The organism is Providencia sp. Je.9.19 (assembly GCF_051129765.1).
Taxonomy (GTDB): domain Bacteria; phylum Pseudomonadota; class Gammaproteobacteria; order Enterobacterales; family Enterobacteriaceae; genus Providencia.
Window position 1 is genome coordinate 1,719,624 of the sequence record NZ_JBCPSS010000001.1, and the last position, 16,649, is coordinate 1,736,272.

Sequence of the window (16,649 nt, forward strand, 5' to 3'; positions counted from 1 at the left end):
ACATGAAAATGACTAAAGACCAACTGAAAGCCAAAGTCTGTGAAGTAATTGCAAGCCATAAAGTCGACATTAAAAAACTTGCAGAAGATATTTGGGCAGAGCCAGAACTCGGTTATAAAGAAACGAAAACAGCAAAAAAAGTTGAAGCTGCATTTGATTCCTTAGGTGTTAGTTACCGTAATCAACTCGCACTCACAGGTGTCAAAGCGCGCCTTAAAGGTGGCAAAGGCAGTAAACGTAGTATTGCCGTGATCGGTGAATTGGATGCCATTCTCTGTGCTGAGCACCCAGATGCAGATGACCTAACGGGTGCTGCGCATTGCTGTGGTCATAATGCTCAAATTGCAAATATGATGGCAGTGACTATTGGGCTGGTGAATTCTGGTGCAATGGAATATCTGGCAGGTGATGTCGTCCCTTTCGCCGTGCCTGCTGAAGAATATGTAGAACTGGCTTATCGTAGCAAGCTCATCGAACAAGGAAAAATCACTTACATCGGCGGTAAGCCGGAGCTGATTTCTCTGGGGGAGTTTGATGATATCGATATGGCAATGCAAATTCACTTAACCAGTGTCAAACCGGAACGTGATAACGGCTTTATCGAAATGTCTACCACGACTAATGGCTTTATCGGCAAGCTAATCAACTATAAAGGTAAACCAGCACACGCAGCCGCTGCGCCCCATATCGGTGTGAATGCTTTAAATGCCGCAATGATGGGTATCATGGGTGTGAATGCTATTCGTGAAACCTTTCAGGAAAAAGATTACATTCGTTTTCATCCTATCATTACTCAGGGCGGCGACCTCGTTAATGTCGTTCCCAGCGATGTGCGTATGGAAAGTTATGTCCGCGCCTCAAATGTCCCTGCAATGATAGATGCCAACGAGCGTATTACGCGTGCGTTAGTAGCTGGGGCAATGTCTGTCGGAGCTGAGGTGGAAGTCAAGGATTTACCAGGCTATCTGCCACTGTATAACAATGCCATTCTGAATGACCTGTTACAGCAAAATGCAAATAATCTGATTGGTGACGAAAACGTCTGGATTGCAAAACACATGACTGGCAGCACAGATACTGGAGACCTTTCTCATATCATGCCTGTTAGCCACCCATGGATTGGCGCAATTCGTGGCGGTTTACACGGTAAAGATTATGTGGTCTTTGATGATGATATGGCCTACATCCGCCCAGCTCAAATGATGGCAATGTCTATTATTGATCTACTGTTTGATGATGCTTCGGGTGCAGAAGAGCTTCTTGCTGACTACACCCCACTCATGAGCAAAGAGGAATATCTCTCTTTTATCAGCTCATTTAAGAATTGAGTACAACGCATATCACCGAATACGTCACCTTAAATGGTGGCGTATTGATTAATCAATCGCTTCGGTCACTATTTTAATTTGTAATAAATAGATGATCATAGTTAGAATTAATTTTACTTTAATCAAGATTAAAGTAAAAAATTCATTAGATAATCTAAAAAAGTGGTATGCAATATATCTAAAAATTATTTCAAAATAGCATTTAATAAAGTCAATATTATTTAGCTATATTAATGAGAGCTATAATGAAATTATTAATCTAGGATATAAAAAGAAACAAAATAAAATGCAACCATTTGAAATAATTAAAATTTAAACCCATAACTGTTTTCTTAATTTATTTTCAATAGAACATCACAATTATTCATGCACCATGCAATACTGATATGATACAAACAAGATCTTCATCACGCTCACTTTTTTGAATTTAAAGTTACAATGTTATCTATAATTTATTACCTATAGATAAGAATATATAATTATCGCTTACCGAAACCTCTAGTTTTCGGAAGCCAAAATATTTTAGTAAGAATAAAATGCGCGCAAATTGAGTTTACGCAAAAACTATTCATTATCTTTGCTAATACTCACGCTTATATCAGGGATATTTTTATCAACATGCAAACCGGTTTCCGTACACAAGGTATAATGTAATGACAAATAAATATAACATCAGTGACAAGCTTTTTGCGCTTGAAGCGTTCAGTAAAAAAACACGTCAGGATTTACATAAAATCCCTGAGCCCTCCGGTCAAGAGTATAAAACCTCAGAATATTGCCGTGAACTGATGAATAGTTTTGGTTATACCATTCGCCAGTTTGAAGGATACACCGGTTTTACCGCAGACTTAGTTGTTGACCCTGCAAAACCGCTAATTGCTTACCGTACCGATATAGACGGCCTTGAAATGCCAGATCTCACCGGCAATGAGCACAGCTCAATACACGAAGGTTGTGCTCACAATTGTGGTCACGATACCCACATGACTATAGCGCTAACGGCGGCAAACTACCTCAGCCAAAATGCCACTGAACTCACTCATAACGTCCGCTTTATCTTCCAAATGGCAGAAGAAGATATGCGAATACCGGGCGCGGACAAAATGGTCGAAATGGGCTGCATGGATGGTGTTAGTGAAGTCTATGGATTACACAATGATGCTGCCGTTGATACGGGATACATTCGCTTTAATTCGGGTGTAATGTCCTCTTACGGCTCGGCCTGGACACTAGATGTTCACGGTGTTTCTGCCCATGGCTCCACGCCACATAAAGGGCTAGATGCTATCCGTGAAACGACCCGCATTATTGATTACATGGATTATATCGTCGCTAAAAAAACGGACCCATTTAGCCCTGCGGTATTCGGCTGCGGTATGATCAATGGCGGAACCATCCCAAATGCATTGGCCGACCACGTTCAAGCTCGTGGAACCATTCGCTCAATGGATGAAGAAACGAATAAAATTTTAAAAGAAAGTTTTAACGAAATAGTCGCTCGTAGCGAAGCTGGCGGATTCAAAACAACACTTGAAGCCTCCGGCTATCCCGCAGTTATTAACCACCCACAAGCAGTAAAGGTAATTTATAATGCAGCGGCTTCATTCTTACCAACTGAAAATATCGAGCCAAACTGTAAGCCAATGACAGGAAGTGAAGACTTTAGCTATATGATTAATGCCACTAAAGATAAATTAGGTGCAATGTACTTTTTAGGTAGTGGTAATAAAGCAAAAGGAATTAATAACTATTTGCACGCTAATCCCTATTTTGTCGATGATGACTGCCTATTAATTGGTGCTCAAATTTTTATTAACATCGCCACACGTTAAAAATAAAACACACAGCAAAACCAAAGCCCAGTAATCAATTCTTACTGGGCTTTTTTACAATATTGTTTATGTAATATTTTCTATTGAATATTATTTAGTTACTACAACAAGACGCTATCAAAGTTCAGGCAATGCAGAATAAAGCCGATCACGCGATTTTTGATCTGCAGGTAACCACTGAGCTGGCTGGTGAATATAATTCAAATCAAGATGAGGGGCATAACAAGAAATAAAATCAAGCATGTAATCTTTCAGATGCATATGCCGATTGATGCAAATATGCGTATAACTTGGCTTGACCAAATTACTGATATTAATGCAGCGAAGCGTATCACTATCTTCTTGCGAATCAAACGCAACCGATGAAATAATACCGACACCAAGTCCCCGTTTCACATAAAACTTAATGATTTCTGTATCAACTGCAGTTAATACCACATTTGGGGTCAGATTATTTTGATAAAATACTTGATCCAGCTTCGAGCGTCCCGTAAAGCCAAATACATAAGTAATCAAGGGATAATTCGCCAATTCTTCAATAGTTAACTGCTCATGCTGTGCCAGCGGATGATCATGAGGAACAAGTGCACTACGAGACCACTGATAACAAGGCATTGTCAGTAAATCATCATAGAGATGCAACGATTCCGTTGCGATCGCAAAATCCACATCACCATTATTAATCATTTCAGCCAACTGAGCAGGAGCCCCTTGGTGAAAATGTAATGAAACATTTGGGTAGCGAGCATTAAAGCGCTCAATGACTTTAGGTAATTTATAACGGATTTGCGTATGTGTAGTCGCGATATGAAGATTTTGTTTTATGGTGGTGTCATCATGTGAAACCAGACTTTTGATTTTATCAAACTGCGCAAGAATATCACATGCAACATGATGAACCTGTTCACCAATCGGACTAAGTGATAATAAGTTATTGTTTTTTCTATTGAATAAAGAAACGTTTAGTTCATCTTCTAGGATTTTAAGCTGTTTACTTACTGTTGGCTGAGAGGTATACAATTTTTCAGCGGCATTTGTAATATTAAAATCACTCCTGACCACCTCAACAAAACTTTTAAGCTGACTAATGTTCATTGCTTATTTTATCCTGTTATAAAATTATTAATAAGCAGAATGTAAGTTAATACAACATACTCTGTATTGTGAAGAGTAACACAAGGTGAATGATGAAGAAATAAACATGAGGATATGGTCGCTTTAGAGAAACTTTTGGGTTAGTTAAATGTAGATAAATAAACTAATAACCAAGAATAAATGCAAATAAAAATTTAATAGTGAATCTTACAAATCCAACTCAATTGACTACAACCTAAAGATGAAAAAGCCACCAGTAAGCTCTGATGGCCTAAAAAAATGAAATAGTTAATATTTATTAATATTACTCATAGTTCTGTTTTTATTTCTAATATTATTGCTATTTTAAAAAATCATTATCATCCAATATCCACAATGGTTCCATATTACTATCTTTTTTGATTACTAATGATGGGTCAGACCGTAAACATGCTCCACCATAATGACCACCAACAGTAAATGTGCAAACCTGAATATAACGACCAGCCACATTAGGCAAGCACCATAATTGTTGGTAAATATTTTCTTGATTATCAAAATTCCCAGATGTCTTATCTAAAACTTTGTCACTTTCACCAACCAAATCTATATTATCCCCACAACGACCAGCTATTGGTTTTATTGCATAACCACTCGAACGTAGTTCATCACTAATTTCAACACTTGTTTCTAAAAGATAAGGGTGATGAGGAAATAATGACCAAAGAATAGGTAAAATCGCTTTATTACTTGGAATAACTGTCCATAAAGGCTCAAAAACACAAATTTCTGGTTTTAATAGCACATCAACTAATCTAACGTCATTATGCTCTAAATGCCCAGTACGGATTTTCAACATTGAATATTCGTGCTCATCCTCATATTCTTGTCGAATTTGCTCTAAAGCCGTTTCCCATGCCCATGTTTTCCATACACATTGCAATACTCGACCATCACCATCAACAACTTGGCCTATCTCATTCCAAGTTAACTCATCCAAACCATGAATAATTTTATAATCAAAACCTGCTTCAGTAATGGCATATGCCATATATTGAGAATGATAATCTTCTTCGCTATCAACATCCTGCATAATGTGAATAAAGGGCTTAGCAGAAGAATGTTTCCATGTACTAGAAAGTAATTCAGTTAAATAAGCACTTGGATTCCAACCTTCATTGAGCTCAGCGACTTTTGCCCATTTATCAATTATTAGGCCAGCTTCAGTATGGCAGGAAGCTGAATCCGCATTATATTCATAAACCTTCAATCCTCGCTCATCCATACAAAAATCTAATCGGCCAGTAATCATATCATGGCGTCTATTCTTCCAAGATAGACGTATACGCGGCCAAAGTATCTTTGGAATATTAAACAATTGAAGCAAATCATCACTCTTTAGTACTTTCTCTGTTGCATGCAAATACATAAGATGGACTTCATTCGTGGCTTGTATCAGTTTGCTTTCAGCGGTATTCGAAATTGTAAAATATTCATGAAGAGCACCGTTAAGTATACTTCCATGCCTTGCTTGAATATATTTACTTTCTATAGGATCGGACTCATCCAACCATTTTTGACCAAAATCTATTCTATTATCTATTTGAGCAAAATGAAGTTTTAACAGTTCAGGATTAATGCAAGGCTCAGTATAAGCATATTCTTCATTATCGGTTTGTATCATCCAACCCAAAATATTCGTATCTGAAAAAGTATCTACAACTGTATACCTACCCTTATCATTTTCTAAAGGTAACTCTCGGGTCCATTGTTGCCCAATAGGTAATTTATGATGAATAACATTTTGCTCTGCAATGCGAATTCTATCATCATAAACTTGAGTTATAACGGCTATATGCCCTGTTTTATGAAATTCCCCACCCTCCGCCCAAATCAATAATCCGCCTACAACAGGTTTAACTTGGCTACCGTTAACAAACGCTTTCAGTGGTAAAAGTTCATCATCAACTACACGTCGCAAAAAGCGTAAAGAAAATATTTCATATGCCATTCCTACATCAGTAAAAACAACACCATAATTGAGATATAAAAAACGACGCGCAAACTCAACACATTGCCATTTATACCCCATGTATTCATTGCCTATATAACTTCGAAAAGAAATATCTTCCTTATTATCAAGTTTAGATAGCGAATCATAATCTGATGAGTATATTGGTACGCCCCCTGGAGCATATCCAAGTAATGATCCAAAATGCTCGTGTTCATTCATCATTAAATTCATGTCTTAGCTCCATCTTAATTATAACTATAGGCTTACTATCCTTTTAGTTTACGCTCACAAAATATAAAAAAACTATATTTTTGATATTTCACATCCATGAATAGTTAATTAAATTAAAACGGCAATAAGTCATAATATAAGAACAAAAATTAACACTATAAGAAATAGTACAATATTTTCAGTTCATTAGCACTCAAGTACCGACCTTATAAAATAGATATTACCCACCCAAAAATAAAAATAAGATTAACTGCAAACTTAAAGGAACCAATGAAAAAATCAGCTAAATTTATGTGATTGCAGTTATCTAGACTATTAAAGTTATCAATAACTAAAAAAATAATAAAGCTGTTAGCCGTATTATCAAAAGTAATATGGGTAGTAGTCTTAAATGCTATTTTAATCATTGGCTTATATCATAAAAAATGAATTTTCTAAGAGAGGAAAAACAAAAGACGATATGTTTTCAAGTTGCACAGAAAATGCTTATGAAGAGTGGGTTAGGAATGAAATAATAATACTAACTTATGGATTTTTTTGAAGATTAGATAAGTGATTGATTTTGAATGGTGCGCCCTGCAGGATTCGAACCTGCGGCCTACGGCTTAGAAGAGCGTAGAATTAATACTTTATAATCAGTTAATTACAGTCTCTTTCAGTGTTCACAAGCTACAAAGAAGATAAAGTAATTCAAAGTTGTTTAAAGTCGTTCAATCACACTTAAACTTGAACGTCCCAACCACGTCCCATCACCCCTCTCATTTTTGTGTCACAATTTCGGCACAGCTCGTCACAGTGTTTTTCGCTCCATGTTAAAACTTAATACATCACCCAGCTACCCGTACCAATACATAGGCACGTTATATTGCTCCCTCTTGCATTTATCGTTTTGCTTGTGCTTCCATCAATAAAACTTTCCCCTGCACGAGTATTTACACTCAAGTTAGTTCCTGATGTATTTACCAGCGTGTAATAGATTCCAGAAACGCCAACGGGTAATATGTATGTAGATGAGCTTCCCGATGAGACGTTTGCACAAATAGTTCCAGACTCGGACGCCGCAAGATTATAAGACGTTTCTTTTAATATCCGTTTCTTTTGACCATACACCGCTCCCGAACTTGATATGTTTAGCGTCACAGCTCCAAGCTGACTGTATTGAATACTACCGTCAGTGTTGTAATTGATTCTGACTAGCTGATTTAAACTGCCAGAGTAATACTGTTCTGAAACACCAAAACCTGTACGGGCAACTTTTCTGTGAATCTGTGCTTGGTCAGCCTTTGAGCCATAGAAATAATCAACATCATTCACGGGCTGAGCATTCCACGATTGCTCAAAATCCCCCGGTTCAGTGTTCTTAAATGCATACCTAGCACTCAAATCTTCGCCAGTGATGATAAAGTTAGTATCTGTATCGGAGGCACCAATGCCAAGTCGTGCCTTTAATTTTCCAAAAACTCTAAAAATAACGCTAGACCGATAATTCTCGCCAGCTGGGTCATTCTTGCCGCCAATATTATCAATCATAATATGAGGGTGGCGCTTAGCGAGGATGTGTAATCCATTGCCATTATGCTGATTGTCATCAGCAATATGATTCATGTGGAACTTGATATGTTCATTCCATTGATTGTATGCGTAGTCCCATCCTGAATAATCCAGCACATTAACACCATTTCGCATCGTTATTTTATCTGCATGCCACAAAATGTTCGGTTCAATAGTGAGGTAAATGTGCCGCCCTGAATAGGTATCAATTAATTGCTGAATGAGCGGTGTGTTATCAGTCAATCTATCATTTACACAACCAGACTCAAGAGCAGATACTGAAAATGCCCCTTGTTTTTTGTCTATTAATGGGCGTAAGGTTATATCGCCAACGTTAATCCATGCACCTTTCCCAATACCCCCCGCTGAATGTGGAGATGACCCCATAGGTACATTCTTTTCTAAATTACCATCCCAGCGATAATAATCCCCATCCCCATCTGGCAATTTCCATAACACAGTTTCGTTTCGTTCTTTTACTTCAGCGCCTTCTTGGAATGTTCCTGCTGGAGCATAACCAACAGCTAAAATCGCATTAAGTGCATCAACTTTAAACATCTCAACAAGTTGGTTAAATACCCACTCCATACCAGCCGCGGTTTTATGGCATTTTCCGAATCTATCTGTATATTCATGCTGTAACGAGTTAACCCACTCGTCGATTTTCCCTGAGTTAAAAAATAGGTCTTTGATGTCACTACTTGGAACTGGCTTTTGTGTTGGTTTAACTTCTCTCATGCTTATTTTTTCCAATAAAAAAGCCAGCTCTAATGGCTGGCTTGTTGGTTAATGATTGCTGTTATGCGTTGTAGTCTGATTTTGCGTCGAAATATTCGGTTGCAGTTATTGTGTAGCGCTCACCACCGAGTGGGCGTTTATCGGTTATCACCCATTTGATGTTTTCGAGTTCAATTGATGTTGCTATCACATATCTAGAAGGTGATTGCTTCTGGTACCCATCGTAGAAATTGAGTTCGATATCTTCTGGCACGCTTGCGATAAAGCCGAACTCACTATCTAACCTAGGCTCCGCTTTAAACTTCTGCGTTGTGTAGCCCATTGAATCAGTGAGATATACCCACATTTCATCATCAAATTTGATTTTCTCACTGGTTGTGAATACCTCGCCGTTTCGCTCAGTTAAATACCCAGCCTGCTGATTTGAATCGTAGGTATCGGCGATAAGCACCATGTCGGATGGGTACACATTCCCACCGTCAGCAAGCGTTGTAAGGCTAATATTTGTACGCTGGTAAATGAGTCTATTAGCCTCTAAAAGCGCCCTGTCCATTGCTTGATAGCGATTACGACAACCCTGTAGAACTATCTTATTCGGTGTGCGTGATAACCCTTCATTGATTCCGTTTTCATCAACGACAAAGCGGATATAGTCTTTCTTATTGCGAACAGGTTCTACATACTCAAGCTCAATTCCGTCATATCCACTCGGCATCGACATGTCATAGGATATTTTCATGTCATTACCAGTAATGTTCGAACGGTTGAAAGTGGTCATCGAAAATTCACTAGACTGCTCACGCGAGAATGTGAGCACTGCATTATCAAAATAAGCTGTTACCCTTGCGGCATTACAGATAGTTTCGATACGTTGCCCTAGAGAAATATCTTCATCGTCAAAGGTGTAATCGAAATAACCAAGCCGCTCATCTGGTAAGTTATCGTAAATCCGATACAACCCATCAATATCAATATTTCTTTCGCTTTCTCCGGCATCAACAAGCCAAGTATGCAATACGTTATCTGCAAAACTACGGGATGGCCTGAGTGTGTAATCGACTTGCTTTGATGCTCGGTCATACGATATAAGCATTGAAGTAGATAGTACGTTGTACTTACGCTCTCTTGCTCCCGTTGGCGCTTCAGTCGCCCTTACAGACACGCTAATAATTGTGTCACTCTCAAAAACAACATCTTTTCTCACTCTGACCATGTGCGCATTTTCTAACTTCATAATGCTTTGGTCATTGCTGTTTTCGAGTCGGGTTAGTTGAATTGCATAACGGCCACGACCTGCTAACAAATCAACCTTATCTGTCTTGTAATAAACTCTCGAGCCGTTGGTCTCTCTCAGTCCGGTAGTGAACTGCTGTCGAGTACCAGCTATCTCAATATTGTCGACATCAACTTTCCATATTTCGACTCGTGCATTACAGTAGTTACCGCCACCAAGTTGCCCTTGCGTATGCACCCACAATTGGTCTCCATCGACTGGCGCAAAGAATGGTCCTACTGTTAGAAATTGGTTATCGTACAAAACAAATTTCGTCGTGTTCACAACGGCATTCGGTGGTAGTTGCGCTAATTCAGTGCCGGATAGGTTAGTAAAGAAGAACTCGTAATATTCAACAGGCGAAATTAACGAACCGTCATCGCTCTCTTTCACATCCACTAATTGAGCGTCAATTTTCACATCTTTAGTTACGTTACCTTGCGGTGTGTCGTAGCTCACATTCACCGTCATTGATATCGAGCGCGGCTTAGTCAACTCAAAGAAGTATTCAAACTCATCTTGCTTGACGATTTTAATTGCCGCCTCACCGCCTTTTATCTCACCTGAAACCACTTCATTCGCTGTTGCGGTTTGCTGTGGGATATCTTTACTTTCATTAGGACCAGGCAATTCTTGCCCGTCGATATCAGGGAATTCAAATCCCTCATTAATCAGCGGAATCACTTCATTGGGCTGATAGATTTTATAGCTAGCACCTGCCATCGCGGTAAAATCTGACTCAGCGAACCGGACGCTCTCTGTTTTAAATCGCCCGACACCCAAGCACATAAACTCGGTAACAGTTTTAAGGTTTCCGCTGTACTCAAACATTGACTGCTGAATAAGGTCAGGGAACGCTCTCACTTGACCGCAAATTCTAGGCCTTGCTTGATACGCTCTCGCGATATTCGTTTGTGCGGTCAGTCGGTTATTTGGGCTGTCTTTGACGTTGGAATCAGCCGCAGAGAATGACGGTGTTTTTGGCGCAAGAAACGAGAATACTTTTGTGACCAAGTTAAACACGGGATTCAGGATGTCGCCGATGACACCTTTGGGTTGGTCGAACACTTGAATAAAGTGAACCGGTGTTATCTCGAAATCTAACTCATCATCTAGGCCAAGCTCGACGCCATTTACTGTCACCAGCACATCCCTTGATAAATCCTCTCGATGCACTAGAAAATCGCTATAAAAAAAAGAGCCGACTGTTAAATCGACTCTTTCTTTAGGTGTTCCAGCCACTCGCTGAATTTCAACTATCGGCATATTTCATAAACTCCAATTTCGTGAATTTCTTCTCAAGCACAATAAGCCTATCCATGCGTACAGCGCCATTCTCACCTCGACTATGAAACGCATTGCCGTCGATAATTAATCCGATATGGGCTGGTTGAGAGCCACGATAGCCAATGAATATCCCGTCATCAGTTGGATGCTCGGTAGGTTGCCAGAATTCGGCTTCATTCTCATAGCAAGTTACAAAATCATGGTCCGATTCGTAGCCTGCATCATGATGTATTTCCGTACCTAGTACGTACCTAAAATACAAGACCACCAAGCCCCAGCAATCGCACGCATCAAACGTACACGCGCGATTCTTCCACGGCTTGCCTATCATCCGATTAATAAACTCTAATTTCGTCATTAAACCGTCTCCAAGCCTGTGAATTCTTCCATCGTGTATATTCTGCCAACATTTTTATTCAGTGGGTTATTCATCGACAGCGTGACAGTGACCGACTCGGCATCAAGTGAGCAGTCCTTCACGTACAGCGACCATTCACTTATCGGGTTATCTTTATCAGCTGAATCAAATAACCTGAACGTTGCTACTATCGGTGTCATTCTCACATAAGAACGCCAGAGCTTAAGTTGCTGCTTAAAATCCTGAGCTACTCGGCTGAACTTAATCGAAGCGTCGATAATCGGCGTTTTGCTTTGCTGGCTTTCTGCAATCTCAAAGTTACACGGCTGATATTCAACACCGCCCAAGACTTTAGGCTCTATCTGCAAGCTGACTAAATGAATGTTTCCGAATGATGGGTGATAGAACTGGATAGTTTCGTAGAATGTTCGCATCGGTCGTTGCGCTCTGTACTCTCTTAACTTCATTCTCCCCCCTTGCACCGTGGCAATCGCTCGGTGACGACGATATCGAGCAAGCCCCATTCCTCAGGTAATAACTCGACAATCAGGTCTCCGAACTCATCATCTGTATTGTTCAGTTTTCGGCAAATAATGCTTCCCGTCCACGTCACCACGCCAGCAACAATTGAGGTCTGCACTGGCATTTGAACGAAGTGAACTATTTGTTCCTGTAGTCCACTCCCACCCAAATCAATTTCCATACGAAACCAGCGCTTACCGTTATCAAGATAGTTAGGGCTTCGCAGCCATTGAGCGAATCGTCTTTCCTGCTCTCGCCTCAATACCCACCGCACACTCCAAACGGTTTTTAAATCATCCGTCAGAGGCTGGAAAATAGGAGCGCCAATCTGTGGCTGGTCAGTCCTAAATCCCGTGTCGATGGTCATGTTTTTGTCTGCCCTAATCGGCAATGGCATACCGCGAGGGTAATCAATAATTTCGTCCATCGTTACCTCTATAGCCTTGTGTTTGCGGTAGTATTTTGAGTTATTGAACGATGCATAGGTCCCTTCTCGTGCATATCAGTTAAGAATGCCTGAACCGTTAACGTATCGCCGTTTTGCGTTGCTTGAGCTTCAAATTGATGATTTCCTGATGAGTAGTCATTAAAAATAACGCTCACATTAATACCTTTACTTCCATTCGCCTTATCCGCGGGAATAACCTTCCCTGACTTATTCGGAATGAAAGCCTGTTTCCCGTCGTAAGTCTGGAATATTTCAGATTCACCCGATTCATTAATACGGTATGGATTGCCGCCTGATACGTTACCACCGTAGCGACGACCGCCGAGTAATGACATTGCTTGACCGGATAACATGGATGTTTGGAAAGAAGCCAAACCGCTTGCCGCTGCTGCCCCGCCTGTTGCGATTGATGCTGCTATTGCCGCAGGTGTCCATGCTGCCAATGCCGCTGCACCCCCTGCAACTGCTGCCGCTGCGTTCGCTGCCTGTGCTGCTACTCCCATCGTTTTACTGATGATAAAGTTTTTCAGCATTTCAACGCCGACCTGCACGATGGAGTTAACGACACTGTTTAGAATCGTATTACCCAATGAGCGCATGGCATCAGCCGCCGACATAGTACCCGTCATCAACCCTGTCATTACATTGGAAGCATTACCCGCGAACGAATCAACCGCAGACGCCAGCATTTCGTAGCTTAATGATTGATTCCTCATTAGCTCCCATTGCGCGGCTGTTTGCTGTTGTTGGTACTGATTATCCATCGCTGTGATAAGCGCTCTGTATTGCATGTCAGTAGCTTGTTTCGCTGCTGTAAATTGCTCATGCGACATTTGCTGTTTAGCGTAGGAGTCTGCTAGAAGCTGCTGCTCTTGATTGTAATACTCTCTCATCAAGGCGAGTTTGCGGGTATTTTCGTTCTGTAATGCTTGTACAGGGTCGAACTTAGCGCGGTTCTCTGCTACTGGCGTGATGATGTTATTGGCTGTGGCCTCTGCAATTTTAGTGGCGTATTCAGACGCGATTCCCAACCTACGGCGCTGTGACTCTTCAAAGGAAATATCACCCGCTTTCAGTTGTCTTTCTATCTGAGCTAATTCATCCGTTTTCAACTTTTCAGCTTTGGCGATCACATTAGCTTCTAGCGCGGCTCGCTTGTCTGCTAATCGTTGCTGAATATCGTACAACTCACCAGCTAAACGCTCTGCTTGTGCTATTTGCTCAGGACTTGCCTTATAACCTAATGCCTTACCAGCATCATATTGCGCTAACTTCTTAGATCCATCTTCGTAGCTTTTATTCAAGCGTTCGATTTCCGCTACTTGACGCTTAATTGCTTCTGTTGCTGTATCAGTAGTTTTGGATGATGCTTTAGACTCTTTGCTCCGTTCTCTATCTGACTCGGCTAGGTCATAATTAGCCGTGGCCAGTGCGACTATATCTTTTGCCTGTCCATCATTACTAGTTAGCTTTGATGCTTCCATCTCAGCTTTTCTGATGGCTCTTTTTCTTTTGTCCTGAATCCCCAACAACTCATTTTGTTCTTTCAGGTTAAGTATTGCCTTTTCCCCGTCATCCGTTCTGGGATTATCTCTCATTGCATTGTTTAGGCGCTCCTTTTCATCCGCAGCGGCCTTTATTTTTTGCTGTAATACGCCAATAATGCCGCCCATTTTACCAGCGGCTCCAGATGCATTATTCATGGCATCATAGAGATCTTTATTTCTGTTTGTCAGTTCTACTGTAGCTTCGGCAGTAAACTCAATTGTCTTAGCTAATTTTGCCTTTTTCTCTTCTAATTCCGCTGTTTTTATTTTGAGCGTATCGCTCGCTTCTGCTAATGCCTTTGATTTATTACCAAATAAATCAAATTGGCTAGAAGCAGCTTTGTAACCATTTTTAAGTATTTCAATTTCGCTTTCTAGATCGGAGATTGCGTCTTTTTGAGCCTCTATCGACCTGCTAGCCTTAGCTATTTCACCATCTAATGCTACCTCGGATAGTTCTTTCATTTTGTTTTTTAATTCTTCTATTGAGTCGGCAAATGCCAATGCTTCTTGCTTGGCCTCCTGACTTTTTTGATAGAAGTAAAAAACCGCGCCAGCTGCTAACATCGCTACACCAGCAGGGCCTCCTAAAAGCGCCAGACCACCTTTAAGTAAATTCATTGCCACTGCCGCCGCTCTAGAAGCAAAATTAAGATTATTTTGAGCGATTGCTAGCTGATTTGTAACAACAACTTCAGCTTTAGTTAATGCTATTAATTCTGCCGAATTAACTGATAATTGCTTTCTAATTGCTGCTCTTTGCATCTCGGTCTTTGCGGTTGCTAGCTGCGTATTAAGAGACTGCTGGGTAGTGAGCGCAAATGTTTTCTCATTTCTAATTAACTCTAAAGATGCTTTAGCAGCATTTAGCTTCTCTGTTGCTAATTTCCGACTATCGATCGCTGCTTTTGCAGAGTCCGCTCCAAATTTAATTATACTATTAGATAAGTTTCCAAAATAGCGAGCCGCCCCTATGGCTACCAGCGCAGTTATAGCGCTTGATACTTTGTCAAAGTTCTCCGTTAGAACTGCGAACCCAGCTGATACTGATTTGGTAATTCCTAAGCTTTGGTTCATTTCGCCATAATATGATTTAGCTGAATTTATTAACTTAGTAAACCCATCAGCAACTGTGTTATCCATACTATCTGCCATGGCATTATTGGCATCTCGAGCTTTGATAACTGAATCGGCAAATAGCTGGAAAGAAATTTTTCCATCAGCAGCCATCTTTTTAACTTCTTGCTCTGTAACTTTTACTCCACCTCTCATTATGGACAGTTGCTTAGCAATATCACTAATCAAGGTAGGAGTAGCATTCATTATTGAATTCCAATTCTCACCAGCAACCCGTCCTGACACCATTGATTTACTTAAGGCATTTAACATTGATTGAGTTTGATTTGCGTTAGTGGCATTAGCTGTAAGAGATGATGAAAGCGACTCTATATAATCTATTGTTTGTTCTGTGTTATAGCCCAACTCCTTCATTGAGGTAGCCGCTTCCACATATAGTAGTTGTGTTGTTTCTATTGCTTTACCATTACGATTACTTATCTCTAAAAATCTTTCTTGAATATCACCATATTTTTCAACATCACCCTCTACTGACTTTAAGGCCATTTTTATTCGAGCGGCTACCTGCCCCCATTCATCAACAGCACCAACAATAACCCCAATAGATAAGGCGGATGATACCGCAGCAGCAGCCTTTGAAAGAGAAAACATAGCTTTTTCTGTTTTACCTACTGATTTCGCTGTTTTATCAAAACCAGCATCAAGATCACTTAAACTCCTTTCTACTTGCTTGTTAGATATAAGCAACGCATCAGTATCGGCTTTAATAATGAACTCAATCGAACCTGCATTTACAGTCATAATAACCTCTTAAAAAAGAAAGCCCCATCAAATGACAGGGCTATTAGCTAAAACAAAAAACCCCGCCAATTGGCAGGGTCTCTAAATTAATTTAAATAAAGTTTACTGAGTTGTGTCCACTAGAAATCTTTCGGATATCTCACACTTGCTTGCTAACTCATGATCCTTTTCTAGATCGCCACTCTCTTTCTTTTCTTTACAATATAGAGCTAGCGCCCCCTGATAATGGGAAGCTTTGATTATCTGGCTGATATTCTCACTACATTGCTTCGCATTATCAGACTTTGCACATACAAATTCTTTCCATTGATTTACAACGCATACTTCATCATTACATTCGTTATTTGCGTATACAGAAGCACCAAATAACAAACCAACAGCCACAGCTAATATTCTTTTCATCTCACCATCCCATCAGTTTTTATTAATTTAATTTATGATAGCCCGAGGTGTGTGCAAAACAAAGCAAAAGACCTCAATTAAGAGGCGTGGCGTAAAAGTTTTACGTGACGTGAGTTAATTACGATAAATTCGTAGTTTAAATATTGAGCGGTAAAAGTATTTCACC

11 protein-coding genes are annotated in these 16,649 nt (G+C 40.1%); 2 read left to right on the forward strand and 9 right to left on the reverse strand.

Annotated elements, in window-relative coordinates; all coding sequences use genetic code 11:
• Positions 1 to 2 precede the first annotated feature (2 nt).
• Together AAZR93_RS07875 and AAZR93_RS07880 are read left to right on the forward strand one after the other, a co-directional pair.
• Positions 3 to 1,328 (forward strand): amidohydrolase, encoded by a 1,326-nt coding sequence (locus AAZR93_RS07875; protein ID WP_434719442.1) that lies wholly within the window; start codon positions 3 to 5, stop codon positions 1,326 to 1,328.
• A 653-nt stretch (positions 1,329 to 1,981) separates the two neighbouring features.
• Positions 1,982 to 3,160 (forward strand): M20 metallopeptidase family protein, encoded by a 1,179-nt coding sequence (locus AAZR93_RS07880; protein WP_434719443.1) that lies wholly within the window; start codon positions 1,982 to 1,984, stop codon positions 3,158 to 3,160.
• 117 nt (positions 3,161 to 3,277) lie between these two features.
• On the opposite strand, the gene AAZR93_RS07885 is transcribed toward AAZR93_RS07880, so the two are convergent.
• The 9 genes from AAZR93_RS07885 to AAZR93_RS07925 form a co-directional block, all read right to left on the reverse strand.
• On the reverse strand, positions 3,278 to 4,255 hold the full coding sequence (locus AAZR93_RS07885; protein WP_434719444.1) for a LysR substrate-binding domain-containing protein: 978 nt from the start codon (positions 4,253 to 4,255) through the stop codon (positions 3,278 to 3,280).
• A 340-nt stretch (positions 4,256 to 4,595) separates the two neighbouring features.
• Positions 4,596 to 6,479, reverse strand: a complete 1,884-nt coding sequence (gene gss / locus AAZR93_RS07890) for a bifunctional glutathionylspermidine amidase/synthase (RefSeq protein WP_434719445.1) — start codon at positions 6,477 to 6,479, stop codon at positions 4,596 to 4,598.
• Between the two features lie 819 nt (positions 6,480 to 7,298).
• Positions 7,299 to 8,768 (reverse strand): hypothetical protein, encoded by a 1,470-nt coding sequence (locus AAZR93_RS07895; protein WP_434719446.1) that lies wholly within the window; start codon positions 8,766 to 8,768, stop codon positions 7,299 to 7,301.
• Between the two features lie 61 nt (positions 8,769 to 8,829).
• Positions 8,830 to 11,307: a host specificity factor TipJ family phage tail protein gene (locus AAZR93_RS07900; RefSeq protein ID WP_434719447.1), complete on the reverse strand. Its 2,478-nt coding sequence runs from the start codon at positions 11,305 to 11,307 to the stop codon at positions 8,830 to 8,832.
• On the reverse strand, positions 11,294 to 11,686 hold the full coding sequence (locus tag AAZR93_RS07905; RefSeq protein ID WP_434719448.1) for an NlpC/P60 family protein: 393 nt from the start codon (positions 11,684 to 11,686) through the stop codon (positions 11,294 to 11,296). Before AAZR93_RS07905 ends, AAZR93_RS07900 begins: the two co-directional genes overlap by 14 nt.
• Positions 11,686 to 12,153 carry a DUF1833 family protein gene (locus AAZR93_RS07910; RefSeq protein ID WP_434719449.1) on the reverse strand — a complete coding sequence of 156 codons (468 nt, stop codon included), beginning with the start codon at positions 12,151 to 12,153 and terminating at the stop codon, positions 11,686 to 11,688. Before AAZR93_RS07910 ends, AAZR93_RS07905 begins: the two co-directional genes overlap by 1 nt.
• Entirely contained in the window at positions 12,150 to 12,635 is a 486-nt protein-coding gene (locus tag AAZR93_RS07915) for a hypothetical protein (RefSeq protein WP_434719450.1), read from the reverse strand. The genes AAZR93_RS07910 and AAZR93_RS07915 overlap by 4 nt, the downstream gene beginning before the upstream one ends.
• Positions 12,636 to 12,643: 8 nt before the next feature.
• On the reverse strand, positions 12,644 to 16,081 hold the full coding sequence (locus AAZR93_RS07920; protein ID WP_434719451.1) for a tape measure protein: 3,438 nt from the start codon (positions 16,079 to 16,081) through the stop codon (positions 12,644 to 12,646).
• A gap of 102 nt (positions 16,082 to 16,183) precedes the next feature.
• Positions 16,184 to 16,483: a hypothetical protein gene (locus tag AAZR93_RS07925; protein ID WP_434719452.1), complete on the reverse strand. Its 300-nt coding sequence runs from the start codon at positions 16,481 to 16,483 to the stop codon at positions 16,184 to 16,186.
• Positions 16,484 to 16,649: the final 166 nt, after the last annotated feature.